The following is a 12,614-nucleotide window of genomic DNA, read 5'->3' as shown; positions in this document are numbered from 1 at the left end:
ACCACGCCGCAAGCGTGATGGCCTCGCTCTTCGATTGGCTCGTGCGTCGGCCTCGCGGCTTTCAGCGCCAGCACCAACTTGCGTGGTTTCATGGCAAATACTCCCTTTCAACTATTCTAGAGTCCAAAGCGAATATTCACCTGCGCTTAAATCGGCGCCCATGGAGACTATTGCAGCGCGCGCATTGGCAGCGCGCAAATACGCCAGGATGACTCAGAAGCAAGCCGAAGCGGCTTCAGGCGTCAAGCAATCCAACATCTCGAAGATAGAACGCGGCGACACCGGCCGCTCGATGGCCCTGCTCGCGCTGGCGCGCGCCTACCGCGTCGATCCCAACTGGCTCGACACCGGCGACGGCCCCGCGCCGTGGGACGTACCCCAGCCAGGCACGGCGCGCGACAACGCCAGCGAACCTCCAGGCGCCTACAGGGTCACGCGCACGCCGCCGTCGGGCCCGTCCTTCCATCCCGGCACGCCCGGCACCGTTCCCCTCATCGCATGGACGCGGGTCGCCTCATGGAAGGGCGCTGCCCAAGGAGCGGTCCAGGCCGAGCGGTGGCTTCCCTGCGTTGCGCATCACAGCCCCGGCAACACCTACGCGCTGCGCGTGCGCGGCGACAGCATGACCGCACCGAACGGCCACCTGAAGAGCTATCCCGCGGAGTCGATCATCTTCGTCGACACGCAGCGAACAGCGCCCGAAGACGGCGAACGCATCATTGCCAGGCTCGATGCAAGCAACGAAGTCACCTTCAAGGTCTTCAAGCAGGAAGACGGCCGCCGCTGGCTGCTGCCGCTGAATCCCAAGCACGAGCCGATCCGCGCCGCGTTCACGGTGCTCGGCACCGTCGTGGGGAAGTGGGAAGACGAGGACTGACGCCGATCTGCGGGCAATAAAAAAGCCGCTCGGTGGAGCGGCTTCTTGTATGGGTCTGGTAGGACGTACTGGATTCGAACCAGTGACCAACGGATTAAAAGTCCGCTGCTCTACCAACTGAGCTAACGTCCCGGAACCATTTTTTCTTTTTCGTTTTCTCTCTGCCGACGTTGAATCCGGCAAAGCCAAAGATTATAGCGTGGCGTTGCTCGCAATCTTGTCGAGAACCCAACCTGCTGCACATTGGCCGAAAGTCGCGGTCACGCTCACCACCGAACCATAGCCATGGCAGTTGAGCGAACCATCGCCTTCTTCGATGGCGCAGGAGGCATCGGGCGGTGCGACGCTCTCGCGGCTGAAGACGCAGGCCACGCCGATCTTGCGGCCCTCGCGCGGGGCGCCATGCTCCTTGCGAAGGCGCTGGCGAAGCTGGGCCAGCAGCGGGTCGTGCGTGACGAGCGCGAGATCGTCGATGTCGACCTTGTGCGCCTGCCGCTTGCCGCCGGCCGCGCCCACGGTCACGAAGGCGGTGCGCGACGCACGCGCCCACGCAGCCATCGCGAGCTTGGCCTTGACCTGGTCGCAGGCATCGATGACGGCCGTCGCGGCCCCGTTGGCAGCCTGCGCCGCGTCGAGCAATGCCGTCCAGTTGCCCGGCTCCACGAATTCATCGAGCGCGAGCACCTTGCAGTCGGGGTTGATCTGCGCGATGCGGTCGCGCATGGCCTCGACCTTGGCCTGCCCCACGGTCGCATCGAGCGCGTGGATCTGCCGGTTGATGTTCGACTCCGAGACGTGATCGAGATCGATCAGCGTGAGCCGCCCCACGCCGCTGCGCGCCAGCGCCTCGACCGCCCACGATCCCACGCCGCCGATGCCGGCGACGAGCACGTGGGCGTTGCGGATGCGCGCGGCACCGGCCACGCCGTACAGGCGTTCGAGGCCGCCGAAGCGGCGCGCAAAGTCGGGCGCCGCGGTGTCGGTGACGACATTCGCGGCAGCGGTCGACGCATCAGGAAGGATGGCTGCGTTCAAGCGGAGGGCTCCGCCGTCGCTAGCGCAGGCGCGAGAGACGCTCGCGGCCCGCCTGGGCGGCTTCGGATTGCGGATAGGCCTTGGTCAGGTCTTCCAGCGTGCGGCGCGCGGCGCGCGTGTCCTTCAGCTCGATCTGGCAATTGGCGATCGACAGCACGGCCTCGGGAGCCTTGGCGTGGTCGGGCGCAAGCGACAGCATGGAGCGGAAGTTCGCGATGGCCTCGTTGTAGTTGCGCGTGGCGTACTGCGCGTTGCCGAGCCAGAACAACGCGGAGGCGTTGTAGCCGCTTTGCGGGTAGCGCTTGACGAATTCGGCGAACGCGGTTTGCGCCTGGGCGAACTGGCCCGCACGGAAGATGCCGAGCGCGGCGTCGAAGTCGGCCTTTTCCTTGGGATCGGCAGTGAACTCGCGGCCATCCACTGAAACCTTCGTCGGCTCGTTCTGCTTGAGCCGGTCGTCGATGGTGGCCTGGCGCGACTGCATCTCGCTGACCGTGCGCTGCAGCTGCTCGTTCTGGCCGGTCATGCGCGCGAGATCGCCCCGCATCTGCTCGATCTGGTTCTGCAGGTCGAGCAGGCTGCGGCGCAGCTGGCCGTTCTCGTCAGAAAGCCGCTGGTCTGTCTGCTGGCGCATGGCCTCCACCCGCTGCCGCAGGTCGAGGATGGCGCGGCGCGCCTCGTCATCCTCGAACAACGCAGCTTGCGAGCCGACCGAAACGCAAAGCAAGGCAGCAGCCAGTGCCGCGCCTCGCAACAGGGTGCGCTGCATCACCGGGTGTAGCGGATTTCAGCGCGGCGGTTCTGCGCCCAGGCTTCTTCGCCCGAGCCCTGGACCGCGGGCTTTTCCTTGCCGAAGCTCACGGCTTCGATCTGGGCGTCGTTCACGCCCAAAAGCGTCAGCGCGCGGCGGACGGCTTCGGAGCGTTTCTGGCCCAGTGCAAGGTTGTACTCGCGGCCGCCGCGCTCGTCGGTATGGCCTTCGATGGCAACGCGGCGCTGCGGGTTGGCCTTGAGGAAACGGGCGTGGCCGTCGATCAGGGACTGGAACTCGGGCTTGACCGTGTAGCTGTCGTAGTCGAAATAGACGATCCGTTCGATACCGACCGGACCTTGTGCGGTACCGGCATTGGGATCGATGGTGACGGGCGCCACTGCGCTCGCGCTGCCCTGCTGGCCGCCGGCGGTGCCGGAGCGGTCGGTCACCGGGGTGTCGGTGAGCTTGGTGCCCGACGAGCAACCGGCAATCAGAGCCACGATGGCCAGCGAATAAATCGTACGTTTCAACATTGGGTACTCCTCAAATAAACCTTGATCATTGCTTTTGAAACGGACCCCAGTCCGGTTCTCTTATGTCTCCGCCCTGTCCCGCCAGCCGTGCCTTTATTTTTCCATCCAGCGTGGTCGTCATGAGCGCTTCGCGGCCTTGCAGGTGCGTTGCATAGACGATCAGCTTGCTGTTGGGGGCAAAGCTCGGGCTCTCGTCTGCCGAGGTGTCGGTGATGGCCGAGACATTGCCGGTGGCCAACTCCATCACATGGAGTTTGAAGGCACCGCCAACGCGGGAGATGTAGGCCAACCACCGGCCATCGCCGCTGACAGAAGGAGAAATGTTGTAGGTGCCGCTGAAGGTGACACGGGTCGGCGCACCGCCGCTGGCGCTCATCTTGTAGATCTGCGGGGCACCGCCGCGGTCGCTCACGAAGTAGATCGTGCTGCCGTCGGCCGAGTAGACGGGCTCGGTGTCGATACTGGCGCTCTGGGTCAGGCGGCGCGGCTCGCCGCCGCCCGCCGGGATGGTGTAGAGCTGCGAGCCGCCATCGCGGCTGAGCGTGACAGCCAGCGAGCCGCCATCGGGCGCCCACGCTGGCGCGCTGTTGGAACCACGGAAGTTGGCCAGCAGCCGGCGCTGCCCGCTCGCCACGTTGTGCACGTACACCACCGGCTTGCGCGATTCGAACGACACATAGGCCAGCTGCTGCCCGTTGGACGACCAGACCGGCGAGATGATGGGCTCGGGGCTTGCGAGCGCGGCCTGCGCGTTCTCGCCGTCGGCATCGGCCACCCACAGCGAATAGCGGCTGCCGCCCTTGGTCACATAGGCGATGCGGGTCGAGAAGATGCCCTTGTCGCCGGTCAGTTTTTCATAGACGTAGTCGGCAATGCGGTGCGACGCGAGTCGCAGGTCGCCTTGCGGGACGGTGTAGCTCTGGCCGCCGAGGTCTTGTCCGCGCACCACGTCCCAGAGGCGAAAGCGCACGTCGAAGCGGCCGTCGGCCAGGCGCGTGACGCTGCCCACCACGAGCGAATCGGCCGTGCGCTGGCGCCACAGTGCGAGGTCAGGGCGCGAGGCTTCATCCAGCGCTTGGCCCGAAGCATCGACGCCGCGGAACTGGCCGCTGCGCTCCAGGTCGGCCTGCACGATCTCGGAGATCTTCTGCGGCGAGGCGTCCTGCCCCTTGAACGGAACCAGCGCAATGGGCAGCTGCGTCAGCCCGACGCCCGAAACCTCGACCCGGAACTGGGCGAGCGCGGGCAGCAGGGGAGTTGCAGCAAGAGCCGCAATCAAGGCGCGGCGTGCAAAAAGCGATGAAGAAGGAGTTGGAATGGAAACTGGCAACGGCTTGTTCATGCGGTTCGGAGATGTTTCGGGTCAAAAAGTTCTACCCGGTGCGACGGGCCACATGTTACACACTGGTTCGATCGTGCCGTCACAAAACGTGTATTGGGCGATGCGGTCCTACACGGCAGCCCTCCGAGGGCCCTTCGGTGGGCCCCGTAGAATCCGCCGCCATGCAAGCATCCCCCGGCAGTGAGACCGCACGCCCTCCCCTGACACGCCGGCTGGCGCGACTCATGACCTGGTTCGGCGGCTCGCGCCACTGGTGGGCCGTCGGGCTCATTGGTGCCCTGCTGGCGGCCGTCACCGAGCCCTTGATGGCGGCCTTGCTGAAGCCGCTGCTCGACCGCGGCTTCAACCGCGGCCAGCTGGCGCTGTGGATCGTGCCGGCGGCCGTGCTGCTGCTGTTCGCGGTGCGCGGCATCGCGCAGTTCATTTCCCAATATGCACTCTCGCGCATCGCCAACGAAGGCATGCAGCGGCTGCGGCGCGTGCTGTTCCAGCGCCTGCTGGCGGCCGAGCTGGCCCTGTTCTCGCGCCAGTCGGCCAGCGCGCTTTCCAACACCGTGGTGTACGAAGTGCAGACCGGCTCCATGCTTCTGGTGCAGGCCCTGCTCGGGCTTTCGCGCGACGGCTTCACGCTGGTGGCGCTGCTCGCGTACCTGGTCTATCTGAACTGGAAACTCACGCTCATCGTCGCCTTCCTGGTGCCGAGCATCTCGTGGATCATGAAGGTGTTCTCCAAGCGCCTGTACCGCCTGACGCAGCAGGGCCAGCAGGCCACTGACGAACTGGCCTACGTGGTGGAAGAGAACGTGCTCGCGCACCGCATGGTGCGGCTGCACGGGGCCGAAGCGGCGCAAGGCGAGCGCTTCGAACAGCTGAGCCAGCGCCTGAACCGGCTGGCCGTGAAATCGACCATTGCGCAGGCCGCCACCACGCCGCTCACGCAGATGATGGCCGCGCTCGCGTTGTCGGTGGTGGTGATGATCGCGCTCTGGCAGAGCGGCGAGCAGGGCCTGACCGTGGGCGGCTTCGTGGCCTACATCACGGCCATGCTGATGCTGATCGCGCCGATCCGCCGGCTGGCGGACATGGCCGCGCCCATCACGCGCGGCCTCGCAGCGCTCGAACGCGGCCTGGTGCTGATCGACGAGGTGGCCCCGGAGCCGCAGGGCAGTTTCGCCATCGAACATGCGCAAGGCCGCATCGAGCTGCGCGAGGCCAGGGTCAGCTACCGCGGCGAGGACGAAGCCCGCGCGCTTGACGGCGTGAACCTGACGATCGAGCCGGGCCAGGTGGTGGCCTTCGTCGGCCCTTCGGGCTCCGGCAAGACCACGCTGGTCAACCTGCTGCCGCGCTTCGTTCTGCCGAGCGGCGGACAGGTGCTGCTCGACGGTCACGACACCAGCGAATGGGAGCTCAAGAGCCTGCGCGCGCAGTTCGCGATGGTGAGCCAGGACGTGGTGATGCTCAACGACACGCTGGCCGCCAACGTGGCGCTGGGCGCTGCAGTCGATCGCGAGCGGGTGCAGCAGTGCATAGAAGCTGCCAACCTGGCCACCCACGTCGAAAGCCTGCCACAGGGCATCGACACGGTGCTCGGCCACAACGCCACTCAGCTTTCCGGCGGCCAGCGCCAGCGCCTGGCCATTGCGCGCGCGCTCTACAAGAACGCGCCCATCCTGCTGCTCGACGAGGCCACCTCGGCGCTCGACACCGAATCGGAACGGCTGGTGCAGGACGCCCTGCAGCGCCTGATGCAGAACCGCACCACGCTGATCGTCGCGCACCGGCTGTCGACCATCCAGCATGCCGACCGCATCATCGTGATGGAGCAAGGCCGAATCGCCGAGCAAGGCAGCCACGAGCAACTGATGGCGCTGGACGGGCTCTATGCCCGGCTGCAGACGCTGGCGGTGCGCAGCGCCACGCCGGGGCAAGACCCGACGCTCTGAGAAGCCCTCAGAGCAGCACGATGTCGTACTGGCCCTGCCCGATCGCGGGCTCGGACTGCAGGGAAATCGGCTTGCCGATGAAGTCGCTCAGCCCCGCGAGGTGCTGGCTTTCCTCGTCGAGGAACAGCTCGATGACCTGCGGCGACGACACGATGCGGAACTCGCGCGGCGTGAACTGCCGCGCCTCGCGCAAGATCTCGCGCATGGCGTCGTAGGCCACGCTGCGCGCCGTCTTCACGATGCCCTGCCCGCCGCAGGCCGCGCAGGGCTCGCACAGCATGTGGGCCAGCGATTCGCGCGTGCGCTTGCGCGTCATCTCGACCAGGCCGAGCTGCGAGAAGCCGCCCGCGGTGGTCTTGACGCGGTCGCGTGCGAGCTGCTTGCGGAACTCGGCCAGCACCTGTTCGCGGTGGTCGTCGCGCCCCATGTCGATGAAGTCGACGATGATGATCCCGCCCAGGTTGCGCAGCCGCAGCTGGCGCGCGATGGCCTGCGCGGCTTCCAGGTTGGTCTTGAAGATGGTGTCGTCGAAATTGCGCGCGCCCACGAAGCCGCCGGTATTCACGTCCACCGTGGTGAGCGCCTCGGTCTGGTCGACCACGAGGTAGCCGCCCGACTTGAGTTCGACGCGCCGGCCCAGCGCCTTGGCGATTTCCTCGTCGACCGAATACAGGTCGAAGATCGGCCGCTCGCCCTTGTAGTGCTGCAGCTTGCCGGCCGCCTGCGGCATGTATTCGAGCCCGAACTTGAGCAACACCTCGAACTGCTCGCGCGAATCGATGCGGATGGTCTGCGTGTCTTCGCTGGTCATGTCGCGCAGCACGCGCTGCAACAGGCTCAGGTCCTGGTGCAGCAGCGACATCGGCGGCATCCTGCTCGACGCCTCGCGGATGCGCGACCAGGTCTTGCGCAGGTAGGCGATGTCTTCTGCCAGTTCGGCGTCGGACGAATCCTCGCCGTTGGTGCGCAGGATGAAGCCGCCGGTGTTGGCAGGCACCACGCCGCCGCTGTCGGCCGCCGCGGCAGCCTCGATCAGCGAGAGCATGCGTGTACGCAAGGACTCGCGCTGGTCTGAAGGGATCTTCTGCGAAACGCCGATGTGGTTGTCCTGCGGCAGGAACACCAGCAGCCGGCCGGCAATGCTGATCTGCGTGGAGAGGCGGGCACCCTTGGTGCCGATCGGGTCCTTGATCACCTGCACCAGCAGCGACTGGCCTTCGAATACCTGCTTCTCGATGGGCACCATCGGCCCGCCGTTGCGGTGGTCGCGCTCGGGGGCCGGCGCACTCGGCCGCGAGCCCGGCGTGAACGGCGCCACGATGTCCGCCACGTGCAGGAAGGCCGTGCGCTCGAGGCCGACGTCGATGAAGGCCGACTGCATGCCCGGCAGCACGCGCGACACCTTGCCAAGATAGATGTTGCCGACCAGCCCGCGCTCCAGCGTGCGTTCGACGTGCAGCTCTTGCACCGCGCCGTGCTCGACCAGCGCCACACGGGTCTCCTGCGGGGACCAGTTGATCAGGATGTCTTGCATGGAATTCTTAGGTATTGAAACCGGCGCTGCGAAGAAGCTGCGCGGTCTCGAACATCGGGAGTCCCATGATGCCCGAATAGGACCCGCTGATGTGCTCGATGTACGCAGCCGCCGCGCCCTGGATCGCATAGGCGCCGGCCTTGCCGAGCGGCTCGCCGCTGGCGGCATAGCGCGCCATCTGCTTGCGGGTCATGGTTGCGAAGCGCACGCGCGATACGCTGAGCGCCGCATGGCGCCGGCGGCCATGCTGCAGCGCCACGGCCGTCAGCACCCGATGCGTGGTGCCCGACAAAAGCGCGAGCATGCGCTCGGCATCGCGGGCATCCTCGGGCTTGCCGAGGATGGTGCGGCCGAGGGCTACGGTGGTGTCGGCGCAGAGCACCGGCGCATCGGCGAGTCCCAGGCGCTTGCGCCGCGCGACCGCCGCATCGAGCTTCAGGCCCGTCACCCGCTGCACGTAGGCAGTCGGCGATTCACCGGGCAGCACCGCTTCGAGCGATTCGGCGTCTTCGTCGGCACCGGCCAGCAGCAGCTCGTGGCGGACGCCGAATTGGCCGAGCAGCTGGGCGCGGCGCGGGCTCTGGGATGCAAGGTAGATGAAGCCGGTGCTCATTCCCGATGGTACGGATGGCCCGCGTTGACCGACCAGGCCCGGTACAGCTGCTCCACGAGCAGCACACGCGCCATCGCATGCGGCAGGGTCAGGTCGGACAGGCGGATGCGTTCGTGGGCTGCGGCCTTGAAGGCGGGGTCGAGGCCATCGGGGCCGCCGATCACAAGGGCCACGTCGTCGCCCTCGCCCTGCCAGGCCTGCAGGCGCGCGGCCAGCGCCTTGGTGGTGAGTGCGGTGCCGCGCTCGTCGAGCACGACGATGCGCATGCCCTTGGCGATGGCACCCTCGATGCGTTCGCGTTCGGCCGCGTAAAGCGTCTCGAGCGACTTGGAGCCGCGCGGTTCGGTCTTGACTGCGCGCAGCTCGAGCTTGAGCTCGGGCGGGAAGCGCTTGGCGTAGTCGTCCCAGGCAGTCTGCGCCCAGTCGGGCATGCGCTGCCCGACGGCGACCACCAGCAGCTTCATGCGCGGCGGGCAGGCGCCTTCTTGGCAGGCGCCTTCTTTGCGGCTGGCTTCTTGGCGGCGGGTTTGCCGACCACCTTGACCGGCACGCGCGCGGTCGTGGTCTTCCTGGCGGGCGCCTTCTTGGCGGCGGTCTTCTTTGCCGGGCTTCGGCTCGCCTTCTCGGCCTTGGCTTCCTGCTCGGCCGCGCGGATGGCGGTCTTGGCCGCGCTCGCGCGGCGCAGGTTGGGCATCTTGGCCGCAACCGGCTTCTTCTCCTCGATCACCTTGGCGGCGGTGGCAAGAGCCGGCTTGGTGCCGCCGAGCTTGGCGCGCACCGGCTTGTCGCCCCAGATCTCCTCGAGGTGGTAGTACTGGCGGATGGCCGGCTGCATGATATGCGCGACGGCCGCGCCGCAGTCCACGATGATCCACTCGCCGTTGTCCTCGCCCTCGATGCGCGGCTTGCCGAAACCGGCTTCGCGCACGGCATCGCGCACGCTGGCGGCCAGCGCCTTGGTCTGCCGGTTGGAGGTGCCCGAGGCCACGATCACGCGCTCGAACAGCGGTGAGAGATGCTCGGTGTCGAAAACCTGGATGTCCTGCGCCTTGACGTCTTCGAGACCATCGATGATGGCTCGCTGGAGTTTCTGGGTGTCTTTCTTGGCGGAGGCTTCAGTGGTCATCAGGCAGGGCGGTAAAGGTGGTGTTGGTCAATATAGCGTGCAACGGCTGGCGGAACCAGCGAGGAAATGTCCTCGCCGCACGCCGCACGCCGCCGGATGTCGGTGGCGCTGGTGTCCATGGCCGGCAATTCGAGCGCCTCGAAACGCGCGCCAGCCGGCAGGCCGGGCAGCATCTTCGGATCAAAACGAGCAGTGTCGCCCGTCGATAATGCGCGATACGCTACAGAAACAATAGCAATGCCGAGTATAGCCTGCCAGCCGTGCCATGTCGGCAATGCGCTGGCCTGGTCGGCACCCATGATCAGAACCAGCTGGGCGCCGGGCTGTTCCAGCTGCAATTCATGCAGGGTGTCGAGCGTATAGGTGGGGCCGTCGCGCAACACTTCGCGGCTGTCGACCACCACGGTGCCCGTCAGCCTGGAAAAGGCCAGCCGCGTCATGGCCAGACGGTCTTGCGCCGGTGTCAGCGCCCTGCTCTTGTGCCAGGCCTGTCCCGTGGGAATGACGTGCAATTCGGCGAGGCCGAGCTGCGAAAGCGCGGCCTCGGCCAGCGCGACATGGGCGTTGTGCGGCGGATCGAAGGCGCCGCCGAACACACCGATGCGCGGGGCCGTGCCGGTGGGGTTCACAACCAGTCGCGCCGCACGATGAAGTCGCTGTACAGCGCGGCTTCGGGGCTGCCCGCTTCGGGCTGCTGCCGGTAGGCCCAACTGGCCAGCGGCGGCATCGACAGCAAAATCGATTCGGTGCGCCCGCCCGACTGCAGCCCGAAGTGCGTGCCACGGTCCCACACGAGGTTGAACTCCACGTAGCGCCCGCGCCGGTAGAGCTGGAACGCCCGCTCGCGCTCGCCCCAAGGCATGGCGCGGCGGCGCAGGGCGATGGGCAGGTAGGCCGGCAGGAAGGCATTGCCCACCGAGCGCAGCATGGCAAAGCCGTTCTCGAATCCGCCCTCGGCGAAGTCGTCGAAGAAGATACCGCCGATGCCGCGCTGCTCGTTGCGGTGCTTGAGGAAGAAATACTCGTCGCACCAGGTCTTGAAGCGGGGGTACTTGTCGTCGCCGAAGGCGGCGAGCGCGTCGCGGCACACGGTGTGGAAGTGAACGGCGTCTTCCTCGAAGCCGTAGCAGGGCGTGAGGTCCATGCCGCCGCCGAACCAGCACACCGGGTCCTTGCCCTCGGGCAGCGCAGCCAGCATGCGCACGTTCATGTGGACGATGGGTACATAGGGATTGCGCGGATGGAACACCAGCGAAACGCCCATGGCCTCGAAGGGCGCCCCCGCGAGTTCGGGGCGGTTCTGCGTGGCCGAAGGCGGCAGCCTGGGCCCGCGCACCTGCGAAAACCCGCAGCCCGCGCGCTCGAACAGCGCACCGCCTTCCAGGATGCAGGTGAGGCCGCTGCCCTGCAGCGCCTCGCCGGGCTCCTTTTGCCAGGCGTCGCGCACGCAGGCCTCGCCATCGGCCGCCTCGACGGCCGCGACGATGTCCTGTTGCAGCTTGCGCAGGTAGTCGCCGACCGCTGCCGGGTTGGTCTGTTGCATCAGGCGTGCGGGGTGTTGCGCGCGTGGACCGCGCGGTGTCCGATGTCCTTGCGGTATTGCGCGCCGTCGAAGCCGATGCGCGCGGCGACCTCGTAGGCCCGCTGCTGCGCGAGCTTCACGCTGTCGGCCAGCACGGTCACGCACAGCACGCGGCCGCCGCTGGTCTTGAGCTCGCCGTCCTGCTGGGAGGTGCCGGCGTGGAACACCACGGCATCGGGCGCCTCGGCCGGAATGCCGGTGATGCGGTCACCCTTGCGCGGCGAAAGCGGATAGCCATGCGCCGCCATCACCACGCCCAGCGCCACGCGCCGGTCCCACTGCAGCTCGACCTGGTCGAGCGTGCCGTCGGTGGCGTGCCAGAACACCTCGAACAGGTCGGACTTGAGCCGCATCATGATCGGCTGCGTCTCGGGGTCGCCCATGCGGCAGTTGAATTCGAGCGTCTTGGGATGGCCGGTGGCGTCGATCATGAGGCCGGCGTAGAGGAAGCCGGTGTACGGGATGCCGTCCTTTTCCATGCCGCGGATGGTCGGCAGGATGATTTCGCGCATCGCACGCGCATGCACTTCGGCCGTGACCACGGGCGCGGGCGAGTAGGCGCCCATGCCGCCGGTGTTGGGGCCTTCGTCGTTGTCGAGCAGGCGCTTGTGGTCCTGGCTGGTGGCCAGCGCAGTCACGTTCTTGCCGTCGCACAGCACGATGAAGCTGGCTTCCTCGCCCTGCAGGAACTCCTCGATGACCACGCGCGCGCCGCCGTCGTTGTGCGAAACACCGAACTTGTTGTCGACCAGCATGAAGTCGACGGCCTCGTGTGCCTCCTGCGCGGTCATGGCCACCACCACGCCCTTGCCGGCGGCCAGGCCGTCGGCCTTGACGACGATCGGCGCGCCCTTGGCGTCGATGTAGGCGTGGGCCGCCGCGGCGTCGGTGAAGGCCTCGTACTCGGCCGTGGGAATCTTGTGGCGCTTCATGAAGGCCTTGGAGAAGGCTTTGGAGCTCTCGAGCTGCGCGGCGGCCTGCGTGGGGCCGAAGATGCGCAGGCCGTGCGCGCGGAACTCGTCGACCACGCCCGCCGCCAGCGGTGCCTCGGGCCCGACCACGGTGAGCGCGATCTTTTCCTTGACAGCCCACTCGCGCAGCGCGGCGGGCTCGGTGATGTCGATGCAGTCGTAGCGCTCGTCGCTCACGGTGCCGCCGTTGCCCGGCGCCACATACACGCGGCTGACCCGGCTGGCCTGCGCCAGCCGCCACGCCAGTGCGTGTTCCCGGCCCCCTCCTCCAATTACCAGTACCTTCATTCGTGGGCCTTCT

At 67.1% G+C, this 12,614-nt stretch carries 13 protein-coding genes and 1 tRNA gene; 2 read left to right on the top strand and 12 right to left on the bottom strand.

Features of this window, described 5'->3' with window-relative positions; translation table 11 throughout:
• Positions 1-160 precede the first annotated feature (160 nt).
• The gene (locus EJO66_RS15995) at positions 161-877 is read left to right on the top strand and encodes a helix-turn-helix domain-containing protein (protein WP_124959561.1); all 717 of its coding nucleotides are present in this window, start codon (positions 161-163) and stop codon (positions 875-877) included.
• Between the two features lie 56 nt (positions 878-933).
• On the opposite strand, the gene EJO66_RS15990 is transcribed toward EJO66_RS15995, so the two are convergent.
• The 5 genes from EJO66_RS15990 to tolB all read right to left on the bottom strand — a co-directional run bounded on the left by EJO66_RS15990 (position 934) and on the right by tolB (position 4,541).
• Positions 934-1,009, bottom strand: a tRNA-Lys gene (locus tag EJO66_RS15990).
• A gap of 60 nt (positions 1,010-1,069) precedes the next feature.
• On the bottom strand, positions 1,070-1,900 hold the full coding sequence (locus tag EJO66_RS15985; RefSeq protein WP_420856693.1) for a tRNA threonylcarbamoyladenosine dehydratase: 831 nt from the start codon (positions 1,898-1,900) through the stop codon (positions 1,070-1,072).
• A 31-nt stretch (positions 1,901-1,931) separates the two neighbouring features.
• The gene (ybgF, locus tag EJO66_RS15980) at positions 1,932-2,681 is read right to left on the bottom strand and encodes a tol-pal system protein YbgF (protein WP_124959703.1); all 750 of its coding nucleotides are present in this window, start codon (positions 2,679-2,681) and stop codon (positions 1,932-1,934) included.
• The gene (pal, locus tag EJO66_RS15975; protein ID WP_124959559.1) at positions 2,681-3,199 is read right to left on the bottom strand and encodes a peptidoglycan-associated lipoprotein Pal; all 519 of its coding nucleotides are present in this window, start codon (positions 3,197-3,199) and stop codon (positions 2,681-2,683) included. Before pal ends, ybgF begins: the two co-directional genes overlap by 1 nt.
• A 25-nt stretch (positions 3,200-3,224) precedes the next feature.
• Entirely contained in the window at positions 3,225-4,541 is a 1,317-nt protein-coding gene (tolB, locus tag EJO66_RS15970) for a Tol-Pal system beta propeller repeat protein TolB (RefSeq protein ID WP_164547834.1), read from the bottom strand.
• Between the two features lie 161 nt (positions 4,542-4,702).
• Here tolB and msbA point away from each other — a divergent pair, with 161 nt between their 5' ends.
• Positions 4,703-6,487 (top strand): lipid A export permease/ATP-binding protein MsbA, encoded by a 1,785-nt coding sequence (gene msbA / locus EJO66_RS15965; RefSeq protein ID WP_124959557.1) that lies wholly within the window; start codon positions 4,703-4,705, stop codon positions 6,485-6,487.
• A gap of 7 nt (positions 6,488-6,494) precedes the next feature.
• Here msbA and rng read toward each other — a convergent pair whose 3' ends face one another.
• Genes rng through purD form a run of 7 tightly spaced genes read right to left on the bottom strand, consistent with a single transcriptional unit; the run spans position 6,495 to position 12,601 of the window.
• The gene (gene rng, locus EJO66_RS15960; RefSeq protein WP_124959556.1) at positions 6,495-8,021 is read right to left on the bottom strand and encodes a ribonuclease G; all 1,527 of its coding nucleotides are present in this window, start codon (positions 8,019-8,021) and stop codon (positions 6,495-6,497) included.
• A gap of 7 nt (positions 8,022-8,028) precedes the next feature.
• Complete coding sequence (locus EJO66_RS15955) at positions 8,029-8,634, bottom strand: Maf family protein (protein ID WP_124959555.1); 606 nt, start codon at positions 8,632-8,634, stop codon at positions 8,029-8,031.
• The gene (rlmH, locus tag EJO66_RS15950) at positions 8,631-9,098 is read right to left on the bottom strand and encodes a 23S rRNA (pseudouridine(1915)-N(3))-methyltransferase RlmH (protein ID WP_012747795.1); all 468 of its coding nucleotides are present in this window, start codon (positions 9,096-9,098) and stop codon (positions 8,631-8,633) included. Before rlmH ends, EJO66_RS15955 begins: the two co-directional genes overlap by 4 nt.
• On the bottom strand, positions 9,095-9,760 hold the full coding sequence (rsfS, locus tag EJO66_RS15945) for a ribosome silencing factor (protein WP_124959554.1): 666 nt from the start codon (positions 9,758-9,760) through the stop codon (positions 9,095-9,097). Before rsfS ends, rlmH begins: the two co-directional genes overlap by 4 nt.
• A complete protein-coding gene (gene nadD / locus EJO66_RS15940; protein ID WP_124959553.1) occupies positions 9,760-10,389 on the bottom strand; it encodes a nicotinate (nicotinamide) nucleotide adenylyltransferase in 630 nt (209 codons plus the stop codon). Before nadD ends, rsfS begins: the two co-directional genes overlap by 1 nt.
• Entirely contained in the window at positions 10,386-11,303 is a 918-nt protein-coding gene (hemF, locus tag EJO66_RS15935; protein ID WP_124959552.1) for an oxygen-dependent coproporphyrinogen oxidase, read from the bottom strand. The genes nadD and hemF overlap by 4 nt, the downstream gene beginning before the upstream one ends.
• Positions 11,303-12,601, bottom strand: coding sequence for a phosphoribosylamine--glycine ligase (purD, locus tag EJO66_RS15930; protein WP_125965579.1), 1,299 nt, complete (start codon positions 12,599-12,601; stop codon positions 11,303-11,305). The genes hemF and purD overlap by 1 nt, the downstream gene beginning before the upstream one ends.
• Between the last annotated feature and the right edge of the window lie 13 nt (positions 12,602-12,614).

The organism is Variovorax beijingensis (assembly GCF_003951285.1).
GTDB classification, from domain to species: domain Bacteria; phylum Pseudomonadota; class Gammaproteobacteria; order Burkholderiales; family Burkholderiaceae_C; genus Variovorax; species Variovorax beijingensis.
The sequence above is the reverse complement of the archived record's forward strand: the minus strand, read 5'-3'. Positions and strand labels throughout refer to the sequence as shown.

Coding starts and splice junctions, on each gene's coding strand:
- tolB (WP_164547834.1), bottom strand. CDS start 4,541: ATGAACAAGCCGTTGCCAGTTTCCATTCCAACTCCTTCTTCATCGCTT.
- EJO66_RS15995 (WP_124959561.1), top strand. CDS start 161: ATGGAGACTATTGCAGCGCGCGCATTGGCAGCGCGCAAATACGCCAGG.
- EJO66_RS15955 (WP_124959555.1), bottom strand. CDS start 8,634: ATGAGCACCGGCTTCATCTACCTTGCATCCCAGAGCCCGCGCCGCGCC.
- rlmH (WP_012747795.1), bottom strand. CDS start 9,098: ATGAAGCTGCTGGTGGTCGCCGTCGGGCAGCGCATGCCCGACTGGGCG.
- pal (WP_124959559.1), bottom strand. CDS start 3,199: ATGTTGAAACGTACGATTTATTCGCTGGCCATCGTGGCTCTGATTGCC.
- ybgF (WP_124959703.1), bottom strand. CDS start 2,681: ATGCAGCGCACCCTGTTGCGAGGCGCGGCACTGGCTGCTGCCTTGCTT.
- rng (WP_124959556.1), bottom strand. CDS start 8,021: ATGCAAGACATCCTGATCAACTGGTCCCCGCAGGAGACCCGTGTGGCG.
- rsfS (WP_124959554.1), bottom strand. CDS start 9,760: ATGACCACTGAAGCCTCCGCCAAGAAAGACACCCAGAAACTCCAGCGA.
- msbA (WP_124959557.1), top strand. CDS start 4,703: ATGCAAGCATCCCCCGGCAGTGAGACCGCACGCCCTCCCCTGACACGC.
- hemF (WP_124959552.1), bottom strand. CDS start 11,303: ATGCAACAGACCAACCCGGCAGCGGTCGGCGACTACCTGCGCAAGCTG.
- purD (WP_125965579.1), bottom strand. CDS start 12,601: ATGAAGGTACTGGTAATTGGAGGAGGGGGCCGGGAACACGCACTGGCG.